A 15,873-nucleotide genomic window follows, 5' to 3' on the forward strand; every position below is an offset into this window, starting at 1 on the left:
CTTTGTTCGGAGAGTCGCCCCTCCGGTTTGAAGAAATCCTTACGGCTGTGATCTAAATGAATCAGCCGGGAGGCATCCGCCGAAAATTCGATAACCTCCATCCTCGTCAACTAAGCCGTTTTTCGGGCGCTTAGTTCGGGCGCTGTAATTATAAAAGATGCAAACAATCCCGCCTTTCCTGCAAGTGAAAAACAAAGGCTGAACAAGCTTGATTTTACAGCATGTGCCAAGGACGGTCAATTATTTTTTGCCGCCCCGGCATCATGTTTACTATCATTTTATGCTGATCGCACTTGTTTTGTTCGCTCTCTGTTTATAAACTTCGCTACTCCGCTCCCATTTCTGTCCGCACGACATCCACGATTTTTGTGACATATTCGTCACAAAGCTCTTTTGTTCTCGCTTCGGCCATCACGCGGACGAGCGGTTCGGTGCCTGACGGGCGCACTAAAATCCGGCCGTCTCCGTTCATTTCTGTTTCCACTTCAGAAATAACGGCCTTCACCTTAGCGTTTTCTTCTACCTTATATTTATCCGTCACTTTCACGTTCACTAAGAGCTGCGGGAATTTTTTCATTTCATCCGCAAGTTCTGAAAGGGTTTTGCCGGACGCCTTCAGCGTATTTACAAGCATGATCGCGGACAAGAGACCGTCGCCGGTAGTGTTGTAATCAAGGAAAATAAGGTGCCCTGACTGCTCGCCGCCGACATTATAGCCGTCTTTTTTCATCGCTTCTACGACATAGCGGTCGCCGACTGCCGTTTGAACGCTTTTGATTTCTTCTTTTTCAAGCGCTTTGTAGAAACCGAGGTTGCTCATCACGGTCGATACGACGGTATCATCCTTCAGACGGCCTTCTGATTTCAAATACTTCGCGCATATGTACATAATCTGATCACCGTCGACGATGTTTCCTTTTTCATCAACGGCAATGAGGCGGTCGCCGTCGCCGTCAAACGCAAGGCCGATATCGGCGTTTTTTTCTTTGACGAAAGCACTCAGCGCTTCCGGGTGTGTAGAACCGACGCCATCATTAATGTTTAATCCGTTCGGAGACGTCCCCATTGTAGACACGTCAGCATCGAGATCGGCAAAAAGGTGCGTCGCAATGGAAGATGTCGCACCATGGGCGCAGTCAAGCGCTACATGAATGCCTGTGAAATCTTCGTCCGCCGTCTGCTTTAAAAATTGCAGATACTTTTGAACGCCTTCAAAATAATCGTTCACAAGCCCGAGGTCCGCGCCTGTCGGTCTCGGCAGCTTATCTTCCGGTTCATCCATAAGACGTTCAATCTCGGCCTCCTGCTCATCAGAAAGCTTAAAGCCGTCCCCTCCGAAAAATTTAATTCCGTTATCCTGTACGGGGTTGTGAGAAGCGGAGATCATGACGCCCGCCTCAGCATCCATGGCTTTCGTTAAATAGGATACCCCCGGCGTAGAAATAACGCCGAGGCGCATCACTTCAGCTCCGATCGATAAAAGTCCGGCGACAAGGGCTCCCTCCAGCATATGTCCGGAGATACGTGTATCACGGCCGATCAGCACTTTCGGGCGCTGCTTATCTTTGGTCAGGACATAACCGCCAAAACGCCCAACTTTAAAGGCCAGCTCTGGCGTAAGCTCGCTGTTGGCAACACCTCTTACACCATCTGTTCCAAAATACTTGCCCATTTTGTATCGCTCCTTTTTCATTCTGTTGAAGAAGAATCAGCGCTTGATCCGTCTTCATCCTGGTCTTGATTTTGATCCTGGTTTTGACTTTTATTCTGATCGCTGTCAGTGTCGTCTTCCCGGTTCTTGTTCTTGTCTTTGTCTGCGTCTCCGCTTGTGCCGTTCTTATTGCCGGAATCAGCGGAACCGCCGTTATTTTTATTTGAACGTGTGTTTTTCTTAGAAGTCAGCTTGATCTTAACCGTGTCTTTTGACAGGGACCATGTGACGTTTTGCGGGCCGTTTACTTCAAGCTTTACAGAGTGCTCTCCGTCATCCAAGTCCGAGACATTGGCATACAGTTCAATGTCTGACTTTTTCAGCGCCTTAATGTTGGCGGGAGAGCCTTTGGCCGTAATATTTATCGCCTGCGATTCAGGATCGAGAAACTCAATCTGCTGTGAGCCTCCCAGTCCGACCGTCTTGATTCCGACATTGTCAAAATCCTTTTTGTCTTCACTGTCCACTTTAACATGAAGCGTGATTTTTTCCGGTGATACCTTAGTGACACCCTTAGGAAGCGGGATATCGGCATTGATATCGGTATCTTTATCAATTTTGCCTAAATCAAGAGATACGCCGTCAATAAATTCAAGTGAATCCAGCACATCCTGCGGGCCGTAAACCGTCACCTCACTCGGATTCGAGTCAATGCTCGCAACGCTCACCCCGTCCGGAAGACTTCCCTTCCTTTCGATTTTGAAAGGAAGCTTTTTGCTCGGACTGGCTACGGGAACCGTCACTTTAATGACTGACGGTTCAACATCAACAGGAAGTGCGTTGCCGTCTTTGTCATAGACGGTCACCTTCACTTCCTTTTCAATGGTCTCATTTGCATTTTCAAGGTTCACGGATGCTTTGACAAGTGAAATGTTATCAATCACATTTTTCGAACCTGTAATCTGCACGTTTTTCGGGCTGATAATCGGCTGCTGAGGGGTGTATCCCTTTTTCATTTTGCTTTTATTGTAGTATTCAACTTCCACGGGAAAACTCTCAGCCGTTTTTTCCTGAATCGTAACCGTCGTGACTGACGGGTTAATGGAGATCGTCAGTCCGTCCGATACGTTTTTCGCTTTCAATTCGACCTTATGAGTCCCGGTCTTCAGCTTATTCATATCGGCGTATATCTCAAAATTCTTCGTCTGTCTCGCCTTTTTCACCGCGCTTGTCGAGCCTTTAATCGTGACATTTACGGTCTGGGGCACGCCGGTGACGACATAGTTCGCTTCATCATAGTATGCTTTTACAGGAATATCAGTAAGCGTAGCCTCGTCAGTCGTTGATGTCGGAAAAAAGGATTCACCCGGCTTTTTCGGAGTCGGCGCCTGGTTGTTGTTAACCGCAACGTAAAGCAGCAGCGCAAAGAGCAATGCAATGATCTTTACAGCCCAGCGGTTGTTTAAGAATTTATCCATTTTTCTTGCCCCTCCAGTACCAGCGGTTAGAAGAAGTATCTCTGGCGTTCTTCTTAAACTCGGCTTCAAGCATTTCTTTCAGTGCTTCTTCCGTCAATTCTCTGTGAAGGTCTCCGTTTTTGGCCACACTGATGGCGCCCGTCTCTTCAGATACAATAATGGTTAAGCTGTCCGTCACTTCACTGATGCCGACAGCCGCTCTGTGACGCGTCCCCAGCTCCTTTGAAATAAACGGGCTTTCAGAAAGCGGCAGATAACAGGCAGCCGCCGCAATCTCGTTATTTTTCATAATGACCGCTCCATCATGCAGCGGTGTATTCGGGATGAAGATATTAATCAAAAGCTCCGAGCTGACCTGCGAATTAAGCGGGATGCCCGTCTCAATATAATCGCCCATTCCCGTATCGCGCTCAATCGCGATGAGTGCGCCGATACGGCGTTTTGCCATGTAGCTGATCGATTTTGTAATCGCTTCAATTGTCTTATGCTGCGCTTCCTCCACGGGGGTTCCGCTCCTGGAAAAGAACCGGCCCCGTCCGAGCTGTTCAAGCGCCCGTCTCAGCTCAGGCTGGAATATAATGATGATCGCTAAAAATCCCCATGTTATCGCTTGGTCCATCAGCCACTGAAGCGTGCTGAGTCCCAAATATGAACTGGCCATCCGGACCAATACGATGACGACGATTCCTTTTAAAAGCTGAACCGCCTTCGTCCCGCGTATGACCATGATTAATTTATATATCACATACCAAACAAGGAGAATATCAACGGCATTGCCGAGGTATTGCAAAAATGGGATGTCCTCAAAAGCCATTTCCTCGTCCTCCAAGAATTCAGTCATTTCGTTTTTCTGTTATGAATTGTGCTGCATGAGCAATATGTACATCATATAGCGTGCTCATTATACCACATTTTGATTTCTCAAGTGAAATGAGCCAGCGCGGCGATGCACAAAAAAGAGTAAAGCGATTATACGCTTTACTCATCTTCATTCGGGTCCAAAGCGCTCACGACGCCCTGGCCCGCCGATTTCAGTTCGTACCAGACCCAGTCAAACAATTGGTTAATCTCTTCAATCTGCCCGGTGACTTGTCCGGCTGAGGCCATGTATTTTTCTCCGTTGACGACGGTCACATTGCCGTCGACTTTTCCTTCAATGAACAGCTTGCCGTTTTTTACTGTGACATCGCCCTTTACGGTCTCGCCTTCAGGGACGGTGACCGTGTGATTCTGCACGACAAGGTTCGGCTGTTTGGACACACTGAAATTGTGGTCATTATGCCAGCTGTTGAAAAAACCGCCGCCCATTAAAATCACAAAAACCGCTGCGGCTGCAATCATCGGATGAGTTTTGATCCATCGTTTTACAGAAGCGCGTTTTTTCTCTTTTGGAAGATTCGCCATAACTTTGGCAGTAAAATCAGCAGGGGCCGTGACATGCGATGTGCTTCGGACGAGTGCTACGGATTTCTCCATTTCATGAAAATGCCGTTTGCAATTCCCGCATGACTGCAAATGTTGTTTTAATACGTTTTCATCTTCAGGAAGGATATCTCCATCAAGATGCTTATGCATAAGCTGCACGATCTGTTCAGGACAGCTCATTTCATCACCCCACTTAAAGATCCCTCAATTGTTTTCTAAGAGCCTCTCTGCCTCTGTGTATCCTTGTCTTGACGGTGCCGACAGGGATATTCAGAATCTCCCCGATTTCAATTAAAGAGAGTTCGTCAATATACTTTAATACAATAACCGTTCTGTACTTGTCAGGCAGCTTTAAAATCTTTTTCTGAATTGTGTCCGACAGCTCCAATGACAATACGGCGTCTTCAGGGAGAACCCCGTCCGCGGCGATCTGCGAATACATCGTCAGCCCTTCTGCTCCCGCTACTTCTGCGTCCAGATAGTAATCAGGCTTTTTCTTGCGGATGCGGTCAATGGTCAGGTTGGTCGCAATTCTGTAAAGCCACGTTGAAAACTTTCTGTTGATATCGAAACTGTCGATATTGACATACGCTCTGATAAAAGCTTCCTGCGCAATATCTTCCGCTTCGTGAACATTGCCGAGCATGCGGTAGCAAAGCTGGTAAATCTTATCTTTATAAAGGTCAACGATTTCTGCAAACGCATTTTGATCGCCTTTTTTGACTTGCTTGATTCTTTTTTTAATCAGGTTTTCCATGTTTTATCTTACCTCTGCCCTTCACCGGTCTGTATCTATACGTTGATTGTTTTAAAAGGTTTCATTTTTTTATTACATTTATTTTACCAAATTTCAGGCAGGGTGTAGATGGAAAATACAGAATATACTGCCTTAACAGCAGCTTAAAAATAGTATATCTGATGAACAATCAGAAATCGAAACAAAATGCTGATAAAAAAAGACACCTTTATGCAAAAGGTGTCTGATACTGGGCTAGCTGGATTCGAACCAACGCATGACGGAGTCAAAGTCCGTTGCCTTACCGCTTGGCTATAGCCCAAAAATGGTGGAGGGGGGCAGATTCGAACTGCCGAACCCTGAGGGAGCGGATTTACAGTCCGCCGCGTTTAGCCACTTCGCTACCCCTCCGTATTTTTTTGAAAAACAGTGCCGGCCAGAGGACTTGAACCCCCAACCTACTGATTACAAGTCAGTTGCTCTACCAATTGAGCTAGGCCGGCAAATATGGTGGAGGATGACGGGCTCGAACCGCCGACCCTCTGCTTGTAAGGCAGATGCTCTCCCAGCTGAGCTAATCCTCCATATGACCCGTACGGGATTCGAACCCGTGTTACCGCCGTGAAAGGGCGGTGTCTTAACCGCTTGACCAACGGGCCGTTGTGTCCGCGTCGAGCTGACAAAAGTTATTATATACAGGTTGTACCCCATTTGTAAAGAGAAAAATTATTTTTTTTATTTTCAAACTTTTTTACCCGTTTTTTAACTGAAAAACTCATCCCTCCTCTCTTATTTCATTTATGATGAAAGTATCAAAATATTGAAGGGAATGGACACAGATGATCTTAGTCAGCTCTTGTCTCGGCGGTATCGAATGCAGGTATAACGGCTCTCACGCCGCTTCGGAAAAAATCCGCAGACTCGTAGAAGAAAAGAAAGCTGTTATGGTCTGCCCCGAACTTTTGGGCGGCTTCACCACTCCCCGCGAACCGGCGGAAATCATCGGCGGCACGGGCGAAGACGTGCTGAACGGAACGGCAAAAATCGTAACGGCATCAGGCGAAGACGTTACGGCTTTATATATGGACGGCGCGGAAAAAACGTTAGCATACGCAAAAGAAATAGGCGCCGCCACGGTCATCCTTAAAGAAAACAGCCCGTCCTGCGGCAGCAGCTTTATATATGACGGCACTTTCTCAGGAAAAAAAATACTCGGAGACGGCATCACTTCCGCTCTTTTAAAACGGGCAGGCTGCCGTGTTCTATCAGAAGATGAATTGGATCAATTATAAAAAAGGAGAGTAGATATCATGGATGTAGCCCTGTCCTTTTATAAACCGGAGCATGCAGACGGGCTTAACGGGTTTGTGCTGAGTGAAGAAGATAAAAAGTTCACAGCTCTGCCGATAGATGTACTGCCGCAGGCTCTTGTCATCCGGGATCGCTACCCGACAGTCATTTTAAAAGAAGACCGCCCCGTCGGTTTTTTTATTTTACATACCTCAAAAGAAACCATTGCCCCGTATTCGAATAATGTGTCTGCCATTTTGCTGAGTGCGCTGTCCTTACATGCACCGCATCAGGGAAAAGGTTATGCCAAACAAGCGATGCTGCAGCTCCCCGCTTTTGTCGCAAATTACTTTCCTTGGTGTGATGAAATCGTGCTTGCTGTAAACCATCGCAATCATCGCGCAAAGAACCTGTACCGGTCTTCCGGTTTTATTGATAAAGGGCGGCGCAGGATCGGCCCGATCGGTGAACAGCATATTCTGCATCATTTTTTGTGAAAGCGCTTGATTATTCATCTCATCCCTGCCGATTTTTCTTGAAACATCTATTCAGAAGCCCATATACTTCAAGTATTAACGACTTGGGAGGGTACAATCATGACAGACCGGCTTAACATTCACAGATTGACCACAGAAACCAGAAATCCGCAGACCGCTTCAATCCATCAAGCAGACACGATGGAAATTCTCCGCATCATTAACGAAGAGGATTTCAAAGTGGCTGAAGCCGTTCAGCAGGTGCTGCCCGATATTCAGATTGCCGTTCAATTCGCCCATCAGTCCTTACGGCGAAACGGCAGGCTGATTTATGCGGGAGCGGGCACAAGCGGCAGGCTCGGTGTACTGGATGCGGTTGAATGCCCGCCTACATACAGCGTAAGTCCCGACACCGTCATCGGTCTGATGGCCGGAGGGGCAGACGCCTTTTTGCAAGCGGCTGAAGGTATAGAAGACAGCAAGGAAACCGGCGCTCTCGATCTCAAAACGATCGGGCTTACCTCAGAAGACACCGTGATCGCCATCGCGGCAAGCGGGCGCACGCCGTATGCGGCCGGTGCGCTGAAATACGCAAAAACAATCGGCGCCAAAACTGTCGCGCTCACATGCAATAAACACTCATTGATCAGCACTTATGCCGATCACAGCATCGAAGTCGTCGTCGGCCCCGAAGTGATTACAGGGTCAACACGAATGAAAGCGGCGACGGCACATAAAATGATTCTGAACATGATTTCCACGGCCGTGATGATCAAAAGCGGCAAAGTGTACGAAAATTTAATGGTGGACGTTCATGTCAGCAACGAAAAATTGAAAGAACGCGCAATCGGCATTATCCAAAGCATCACGGGCGTTCCGTACGACAAGGCAAAAGAAACGCTTGAGGCCGCAGGCAGCCATGTCAAAACGGCAATCGTCATGCTGAAGACGAATTCGGACGAAACACACGCGAAGGCACTGCTCAAAGAATCAGACGGCTTCATTGACAAAGCCATTGAACAGCACGTTTCAAAAGAAAAAGAACGCTGATCGTTCTTTGGTGGAAATAATGTGCTTTTACGAGCCCGCGCCGTTTTCATAATCGGCGCAGGCGCTTTTAGGACGCGTTTCAGGCACAGCTCCCCGGGAAAAATCGCACGGACAAAGGAGGATCTCCATGAGCAAAGAGGCATTTTATCAGTCACTGGCCAAAGATATCCTGGACAATTGCGGCGGTTCATCGAATATTTCAGACTTTACCCACTGTATGACACGCCTGAGGATTACACCTTTAGATCAGGACAAAACGGATATTGAAGCGCTGAAACGGCTTGACGGGGTAATAGGCGTCGTCGAAGCCGAAACACTGCAGATCATTCTCGGCACGGGTGTCGTCAATCATGTCGCCGACGCTTTCGCAAATCTTATGTCATCCGGAAAAAACATTGATTTAAAAGAAGCCGCCTCACGGAAAAAAGCCGATCTCAACAGAAAAAACACCACACCCATCACACTGTTTCTGAGAAAAATATCAAGCATCTTCATCCCCCTTATTCCCGCACTCATTGCATCAGGTTTAATCACCGGTATTACGAAAGCCGTCATTCAGGCCGGCTGGCTCCCGAAAGAATCCCAAATCGCACTTATTTTAACGGTTATCGGTTCAGGCTTGTTCACTTACCTCGGCGTCCTTGTCGGCATCAATGCGGCGAAGGAATTCGGCGGGACACCCGCGATGGGCGGCCTTGCGGGCATATTGATCCTTAACCCTGAGATCGCCAATATCAGTTTGTTCGGAGAGAATCTGCTCCCGGGCAGGGGAGGATTAATCGGCGTTCTTTTCGCTGCGGTTTTTATCGCTTATACCGAACGGTTTATCAGAAAGTACGTCCATCAATCCATCGACATTATCGTCACGCCTACATTGTCTTTACTTATCACCGGGCTGGTGACATATGTCGTGTTTATCCCTGCAGGCGGTTTTATTTCTGATCTGATTACATCAGGTTTATTGTCGCTGCTGAATGTCGGGGGAGTGCTCTCAGGGTTTGTACTGGGAGCCGCCTTCCTGCCGCTTGTCGTCACCGGCCTGCATCAAGGCTTGACCCCCGTACATTTGGAATTAATCCGATCAATCGGAGATGACCCGCTTCTTCCGATTCTCGCGATGGGAGGCGCGGGTCAAGTAGGGGCGGCCTTCGCCATCTTTATGAAAACAAAAAAAGCCTCATTGAAAAGAGCGATCGGCGGCGGACTTCCATCCGGTCTGCTCGGAATCGGAGAGCCGCTCATCTTCGGCGTCACGCTCCCGCTCGGCCGGCCGTTTTTGACGGCGTGTTTAGGGGCGGGAATCGGCGGCGCCTTTCAAGCCCATTTTCAGGTGGCTACTTTTTCAATCGGTGTCTCCGGCCTTCCGCTCTCGTTTCTCGTACAGCCGGCTCAAATCGTTTTGTATATCATCGGTCTCTTCATCTCTTACGCGGCGGGCTTTATTTTTACTTATGCGTTTGGATTTAAGGATGACATGGCTGCTGAATTTGACTAAACCGGGAGGGATCAGAATATGAAAACACTGACAGCCGCCATACTCACAATGGTCATCAGCCTCTCTTTCCTGCCGCAGCACAAAGCCGAAGCCCAATCCAAATTATACGACGCAGCAAAGCTCAGAAAGGTTGATCAAATGATTGAAAAAGACATCGCAGCAGGATTCCCCGGAGCCGTCCTTGTCGTCGTAAAGGACGGACGGGTGATCAAAAAGAAAGCATACGGCTACAGCAAAAAATATGACGGGAACACCCTTTTATCCCGTCCGAAAAAAATGAAAACATCAACCATGTTTGATCTAGCTTCCAATACAAAAATGTACGCGGCCAATTTTGCATTACAGCGACTCGTCAGCCAGGGAAAGCTTGATGTGTATCAAAAAGTCTCGGCTTACCTTCCTGATTTCAAAGACAGAAAAAGCGATCCGATTCAAGAAAAAGACCGCATTCGCGTCATCGATGTGCTCCAGCACCAATCCGGTCTGCCGGCAAGCTTTTATTTCTATCAGCCGGACACCGCAGGCCCTTTGTATTCACAAGAACGGGATAAAACGATCCGTTTTCTCACCCAAATCCCGCTTGAATACAAACCGGGAACAAAACACGTATACAGCGATATCGGTTACATGCTTCTCGGCTGCATCATTGAAAACATAACCGGAAAAACCCTTGATGCCTATGCGGAACAAGAACTGTACAAACCGCTGAAACTGACGCACACACTGTTCAACCCGCTGCAAAAAGGCTTTAAAGAAAAAGCATTCGCAGCTACTGAACGTTTAGGCAACACACGTGACGGAGTCATCCATTTCCCTCACATCAGGACGTATACGCTACAGGGGGAAGTTCACGATGAAAAAGCATTTTACTCCATGGGAGGGGTGTCCGGTCACGCCGGGCTGTTTTCCAGAGCTGATGATATGGCCGTCCTTCTTCAAGTCATGCTGAACGGCGGCAGTTATAAACACGTTTCTCTCTTCAATAAAAGAACGGCCGATTTGTTCACAACGGCGGCATCCTCTGATCCGACTTTTGCTCTCGGCTGGCGGAAAAACGGCAGCCCGGATATGGAGTGGATGTTCGGCCCTTATGCAAGCAGGCAGGCATACGGCCATACGGGATGGACCGGCACCGTCACGATTATTGATCCCGCTTATAAGCTGGGGATCGCACTTTTGACCAATAAAAAGCATTCCCCCGTCGTCAGTCCCGGTGAAAACCCGAATGTTTTTGAAGGGGATCATTTCCCGACCGGAAGCTACGGCAGCGTCATAAAAACGATTTATGAAGCCATTGAATGATAACCCATGTCTTTTGTCCAAACTATGACGGCAGGAGGGCACCATCATGAAACTTGTCATCTCAGCTGTATTACTGTTGTTCATTGTTTTCGGCACGCATCATGCATCGACAAAACCGGACATTCCGTCACAGGCGGAACAAGCGGTATCCCGTATGACATTAGATGAAAAATTAGGGCAGATGCTCATGCCTGATTTTCGCAATTGGCAAAAAAAGGGGCAGTCATCACCTGAGGCTCTTACCCAAATGAATGACGAAGTCGCAGGGCTTATTCAAAAGTACCGGTTCGGCGGCGTTATCTTATTTGCAGAAAATGTAAAAAACACTGAGCAAACGGTACGCCTGACAGATGCCTTTCAAAAGGCGAGCCCTGATATTCCGCTATTATTAAGCATTGATCAGGAGGGCGGCATCGTAACTAGACTTGGTGAAGGCACTCATTTCCCAGGCAATATGGCGCTCGGAGCCGCTAGAAAAACAGCCTACGCGTCCCAGACCGGCGCCATTATCGGGAAAGAACTGAAAGCACTGGGCATTAATACGAATTTCGCTCCCGTTCTCGATATCAATAATAATCCCGGAAACCCTGTCATCGGCGTCAGGTCGTTCAGTTCAGACCGAGATCTGACAGCTTCACTCGGCCTTGCCTCAATGAAGGCTCAGCAAAAGCAGGATGTCGCTGCCGCCGTCAAACATTTCCCGGGACACGGCGACACGGATGTCGACAGCCACTACGGCCTTCCGCTTGTCACCCACAATCAAGAAAGGCTGCGTCAGATTGAACTTTATCCGTTCCGGAAGGCCATTCAGGCCGGAGCTGATATGATCATGACAGCCCATGTGCAATTTCCCGCTTTTGACGATACAACCTATAAAAGCAAGCTGGACGGTTCAGACATCCTCGTACCCGCCACACTCTCGAAAAAAGTGATGACTCATCTTCTCCGTGAGGAAATGGGATTTAACGGCGTCATCGTTACGGATGCATTAAATATGAAAGCCATAGCCGATCATTTCGGCCAAGAAGAGGCGGTCGTCATGGCAGTAAAAGCAGGAGTCGATATTGCCCTGATGCCGGCCCAAGTGACATCGTTGCAAACGGAAAACCGCTTTGCCCGGGTTCATTCCGCTTTAAAAAAGGCGGTACAAAAAGGGGAAATTCCGCTTCAGCAAATTAACAAATCGGTGAAACGCATCATTTCCCTGAAAATAAAAAGAGGGATATATCCCGCACCGAAAGAGACAAATCTGAAAAAGAAGATTTCAAAAGCAAAGAAAACCGTCGGCAGCAAAAATCACCTGAAAGCTGAAAAACAAATCGCGGAAAGGTCCGTCACCGTCTTACAAAACAAAAACCGCACGCTCCCATTCAAACCGAAAAAGAACAGCCGCGTTCTCATTGCCGCTCCTTATGAAGATCAAACAGCGTCAATGGAACAAACCATTCGGCAGCTCATCAAGAAGAAAAAAATCCGGCCGGTAACCATCAGTAAAATGAACTTCGCCGAGCGCACTTTTCATGATGAGCACAAAAAGCTGATATCCGACGCGGATTACGTGATTACAGGCTCCTATGTCGTGAAAAATGACCCTGTCGTAAACGACGGCGTGATTGATGATTCCGTCACAGATCCCGGCAAGTGGACGACTGCATTTCCGCGGGCCGTCATGAAAGCCGCACAATCAAACCAAAAACCCTTTGTGCTGATGAGCCTGCGTAATCCATATGACGCTGCGAACTTTGAAGAAGCTGAAGCCCTTATCGCAGTCTACGGCTTTAAAGGATATACAGACGGACAATTTCTCCAGCCAAACATTCCGGCAGGCGTTGAAGCGATATTCGGACAGACAAAACCGCAAGGCAGGCTGCCCGCTGACATTCCTTCCGTCACTCATCCGGGAACGACACTCTATCCTTATGGTTTCGGTATCAATCTGAAGACCGGAAAACCGCTTTAAACAGGAGGACTGATCATGAAAAAACAAACGGCTGCGCTTCTTGCCGGATTAGTCGTCATCAGTGCCATGACGGCAGTCTCGGCGGCTTCTGACAGAAACCTTCATACCGCCAAGAAACCAAGCATCCAAACAGGCATCGACCGCCTGCTGAAAGATTATAAACAGGAACTGAAGGGAAAAAGGGTCGGGCTGATCACCAACCCGACCGGTGTGAACAATTCATTGAAAAGCAGCGTTGACGTGCTGTATGAGACACCAGACATCCAATTGACGGCATTATTCGGTCCGGAGCACGGTGTCCGCGGCGATGCTCAGGCCGGAGACAAAGTCACATCCTATATAGACGAAAAAACAGGGCTTCCCGTCTATAGCCTGTATGGGGAAACGAGGAAACCGACGCCTGACATGCTGAAAGATACAGATGTGCTGATTTTCGATATTCAGGATGTCGGAACACGATACTACACCTACATTTATACAATGGCCTATGCCATGGAAGCGGCCAAAGAAAAAGGCATTCCTTTTTATGTCTTGGACCGGCCGAATCCGCAAGGCGGACGAAATCCGGACGGTCCGGTTCTTGAACCGGATTATGCATCATTTGTCGGACTGTATCCGATCCCGCTGAAGCACTGCATGACGATCGGTGAACTTGCTCTTTTATTCAATAAAGAGTTTCATATTGGCGCCGACCTCACCGTCGTAAAAATGAAGCGCTGGAAGCGGACGATGACGATTGAAGATACCGGCCTGCCGTTCGTCCTCCCTTCGCCTAATATCCCGACCCCGGACAGCATATTCGCATATTCGGCGACAGGACTAATCGAAGGCACAAACGTATCCGAAGGAAGGGGCACGACAAAGCCGTTTGAACTGATCGGCGCGCCTTATATGAAAAGCACCGAGCTCGAAGAACGCCTGAACAGTCTCAAGCTTCCGGGCGTCACCTTCAGAGCCGCATCATTTATCCCCAGCTTCTCCAAGCACCAGGGCAAGCTGTGCCACGGCGTACAAGTCTACGTAACAAACAGAAACACATTTGAAGCGGCAAAAACAGGGCTTTCCATTCTGAAAACCATGCATGACTTATATCCGAATGACTTTTCATTCTTGCCGACAGGCTCTTTTGACAAGCTGATCGGTAACGGCTGGGTACGCAAAAAAATAGAAAAAGGCGCTTCCATTGAAGACATCACCGGCACATATCAACGCCGGCTGGACCAATTCAAAACTCTAAGAAAACAATACCTCATATACTGACAAAATTCGTGTTACACGTGTAACATTTTGACGCATTTCACATTTCCGCTTTTTATAGGAAAACATTCATTTATTTGGTACAATTTCATTGATAACAGTTATCATTTAAATGAATGTTTCCTAAAAGGTGGTTTCTCATGAAAAACACATTATTCTTTCAGCCCATTGATATCATCTCCGTAAAAAAAACAGCCGACCTTCTGTCAGAGCATCAGCTCACTGATTCTCCCGTATTGATCTTTCATGTGAAAGGCGAGGGACAAATTGATATCGGAACAGACAGCTTTCCGCTGCAGAAGGAAACGCTCTACATCTGTCCTTGTGATGAGACATTCAATATTGCCCCTATATCGTCAGGCGGCATCCATTTGTATATCGTCAGACTCCGTGTTTTCTCCTATTCATCAGATGATGAAGCGATGCTTCCGGATAACGGGGAAGACATCTTCCACGGACTTCAGCAAATGAATATACAAACGGTTGATCATTTGACAAGCCGACTTCAGTCACTTTCTGAAAACGTGCGATCGGCGGATGCATTGCAGAAAATGAAATATACAGCCGACTTTCAGCAGCTGATGTACGACCTTTATGCCGCAAAAGTATGCCATCAAAATAATACGAAAGCGGCGATCGAACAGACAAAACAATTCATACATGCTCAGTCCGACACAAAAATCACGCTCACCCAGCTCGCTCATATGGCGGGAATCAGTCCCAAGCATTACAGTGAAACCTTTAAAAAACTATACGGGCAGAGCGTAACTGAATATATCACAGACATCCGCATAACCAATGCGAAAAAACTGATGGCCAAGGCAAACTGCAAACTGCGGGAAATCGCTCATCAAATCGGCTACCAGGACGAATTTTATTTCAGCCGCATCTTTAAAAAACATACCGGCAGCTCACCTACAAGCTATATGAGAAAAAGGCGCGTAAAAATGGCCGCGTACGGAAAAGAAACGATGGGGCATCTGATTCCTCTGCATCACGTGCCTTACGCTGCGGCGCTGCACCCGAAATGGACGGCCTATTATTACAAACAATTCTCTTCCGATATTCCGGTTCACCTGAGTGCTTACCGTTATAATGCAAATTGGGAAGAGAACCTGCACACGCTGTCCCAAGCTGCTCCGGACATCATTTTCAGTCTTGATTCTGTCAGTGAAGAAGAAAAACAGCGCCTGAATGACATCACTGACGTTTTTTACCTTCCGGCTCAAGAGAATTGGAGAGACCAGTTTCTTCGCACAGCCGCATATTTGAATGAAGAGCAGGAAGCGCGGCACTGGCTTAAAGCTTATCAAAGTCTCGCCCATTCAGCGAAAGATGCTCTTAAACACGTGCGGCATCAGCGGTTCTTATTTGTCCGTGTATATAAAGAAAATATGTACATCGCCCATAACAACAGTATTGAGGATGTCTTCTTCGGTGATTTAGGCTTTGCCTCCGCAAAACCGGAATCTTTTGCTCCTGACGAAAAGATTTCCTTGGAAATGCTGGCGGATTGCCAAGCTGACTGCATCATGCTTTTCACTTGTAAAGAACCGGAAACGCTTCGTTATTTTCAGCGGATTCAGCAGACCGGGATATGGCAGAACCTTAGAGCCGTCAGCAATAAACGCGTGTTTCCCATTTCATCTGACCCGTGGATTGAATATTCTCCAAGCGGACATCAGCGGATGATCGAGCAAAGCATTTCCATTTTATCCGAAGATCGTCCATGGTAATGCCGGAAATTATCCAT

At 47.7% G+C, this 15,873-nt stretch carries 13 protein-coding genes and 5 tRNA genes; 8 read left to right on the top strand and 10 right to left on the bottom strand.

Annotation, left to right across the window (positions count from 1 at the left end; translation table 11 throughout):
* Positions 1 to 325: 325 nt before the first annotated feature.
* From glmM to CXL14_RS02310, 10 genes are all read right to left on the bottom strand, one after another.
* Complete coding sequence (glmM, locus tag CXL14_RS02265; protein WP_014416778.1) at positions 326 to 1,672, bottom strand: phosphoglucosamine mutase; 1,347 nt, start codon at positions 1,670 to 1,672, stop codon at positions 326 to 328.
* Between the two features lie 17 nt (positions 1,673 to 1,689).
* Positions 1,690 to 3,129, bottom strand: coding sequence for a CdaA regulatory protein CdaR (locus tag CXL14_RS02270; RefSeq protein ID WP_014416777.1), 1,440 nt, complete (start codon positions 3,127 to 3,129; stop codon positions 1,690 to 1,692).
* On the bottom strand, positions 3,122 to 3,943 hold the full coding sequence (gene cdaA, locus CXL14_RS02275) for a diadenylate cyclase CdaA (RefSeq protein WP_014416776.1): 822 nt from the start codon (positions 3,941 to 3,943) through the stop codon (positions 3,122 to 3,124). Before cdaA ends, CXL14_RS02270 begins: the two co-directional genes overlap by 8 nt.
* Before the next feature lie 164 nt (positions 3,944 to 4,107).
* Entirely contained in the window at positions 4,108 to 4,734 is a 627-nt protein-coding gene (rsiW, locus tag CXL14_RS02280; RefSeq protein WP_003156765.1) for an anti-sigma-W factor RsiW, read from the bottom strand.
* A 13-nt stretch (positions 4,735 to 4,747) separates the two neighbouring features.
* A complete protein-coding gene (gene sigW, locus CXL14_RS02285; protein ID WP_003156766.1) occupies positions 4,748 to 5,311 on the bottom strand; it encodes an RNA polymerase sigma factor SigW in 564 nt (187 codons plus the stop codon).
* Positions 5,312 to 5,540: 229 nt separating this feature from the next.
* Positions 5,541 to 5,612: transfer RNA gene (locus CXL14_RS02290), tRNA-Gln, on the bottom strand.
* A gap of 4 nt (positions 5,613 to 5,616) precedes the next feature.
* Positions 5,617 to 5,701, bottom strand: a tRNA-Tyr gene (locus tag CXL14_RS02295).
* A 19-nt stretch (positions 5,702 to 5,720) separates the two neighbouring features.
* Positions 5,721 to 5,793: transfer RNA gene (locus CXL14_RS02300), tRNA-Thr, on the bottom strand.
* 5 nt (positions 5,794 to 5,798) lie between these two features.
* A tRNA-Val gene (locus CXL14_RS02305) sits at positions 5,799 to 5,874 on the bottom strand.
* 3 nt (positions 5,875 to 5,877) lie between these two features.
* Positions 5,878 to 5,949: transfer RNA gene (locus CXL14_RS02310), tRNA-Glu, on the bottom strand.
* 180 nt (positions 5,950 to 6,129) lie between these two features.
* Between CXL14_RS02310 and CXL14_RS02315 the strand changes: the two genes are divergently transcribed.
* The 8 genes from CXL14_RS02315 to btr all read left to right on the top strand — a co-directional run bounded on the left by CXL14_RS02315 (position 6,130) and on the right by btr (position 15,856).
* Positions 6,130 to 6,582, top strand: a complete 453-nt coding sequence (locus CXL14_RS02315) for a 2-thiouracil desulfurase family protein (protein WP_014416775.1) — start codon at positions 6,130 to 6,132, stop codon at positions 6,580 to 6,582.
* A gap of 18 nt (positions 6,583 to 6,600) precedes the next feature.
* Entirely contained in the window at positions 6,601 to 7,077 is a 477-nt protein-coding gene (locus CXL14_RS02320) for a GNAT family N-acetyltransferase (protein WP_007408015.1), read from the top strand.
* Positions 7,078 to 7,176: 99 nt separating this feature from the next.
* The gene (gene murQ, locus CXL14_RS02325; RefSeq protein WP_014416774.1) at positions 7,177 to 8,106 is read left to right on the top strand and encodes an N-acetylmuramic acid 6-phosphate etherase; all 930 of its coding nucleotides are present in this window, start codon (positions 7,177 to 7,179) and stop codon (positions 8,104 to 8,106) included.
* Positions 8,107 to 8,233: 127 nt separating this feature from the next.
* Positions 8,234 to 9,601 (top strand): PTS transporter subunit EIIC, encoded by a 1,368-nt coding sequence (locus CXL14_RS02330; protein ID WP_014416773.1) that lies wholly within the window; start codon positions 8,234 to 8,236, stop codon positions 9,599 to 9,601.
* Between the two features lie 18 nt (positions 9,602 to 9,619).
* Positions 9,620 to 10,903: a penicillin binding protein PBP4B gene (gene pbp4b / locus CXL14_RS02335; RefSeq protein WP_014416772.1), complete on the top strand. Its 1,284-nt coding sequence runs from the start codon at positions 9,620 to 9,622 to the stop codon at positions 10,901 to 10,903.
* 46 nt (positions 10,904 to 10,949) lie between these two features.
* A complete protein-coding gene (locus tag CXL14_RS02340; protein WP_014416771.1) occupies positions 10,950 to 12,863 on the top strand; it encodes a glycoside hydrolase family 3 protein in 1,914 nt (637 codons plus the stop codon).
* Positions 12,864 to 12,878: 15 nt separating this feature from the next.
* Complete coding sequence (locus tag CXL14_RS02345; protein WP_014416770.1) at positions 12,879 to 14,123, top strand: exo-beta-N-acetylmuramidase NamZ family protein; 1,245 nt, start codon at positions 12,879 to 12,881, stop codon at positions 14,121 to 14,123.
* A 137-nt stretch (positions 14,124 to 14,260) separates the two neighbouring features.
* Entirely contained in the window at positions 14,261 to 15,856 is a 1,596-nt protein-coding gene (gene btr / locus CXL14_RS02350; protein WP_014416769.1) for a bacillibactin transport transcriptional regulator Btr, read from the top strand.
* Positions 15,857 to 15,873 lie beyond the last annotated feature (17 nt).

This window comes from Bacillus sp. SJ-10 (genome assembly GCF_002843505.1).
GTDB lineage: Bacteria > Bacillota > Bacilli > Bacillales > Bacillaceae > Bacillus > Bacillus velezensis.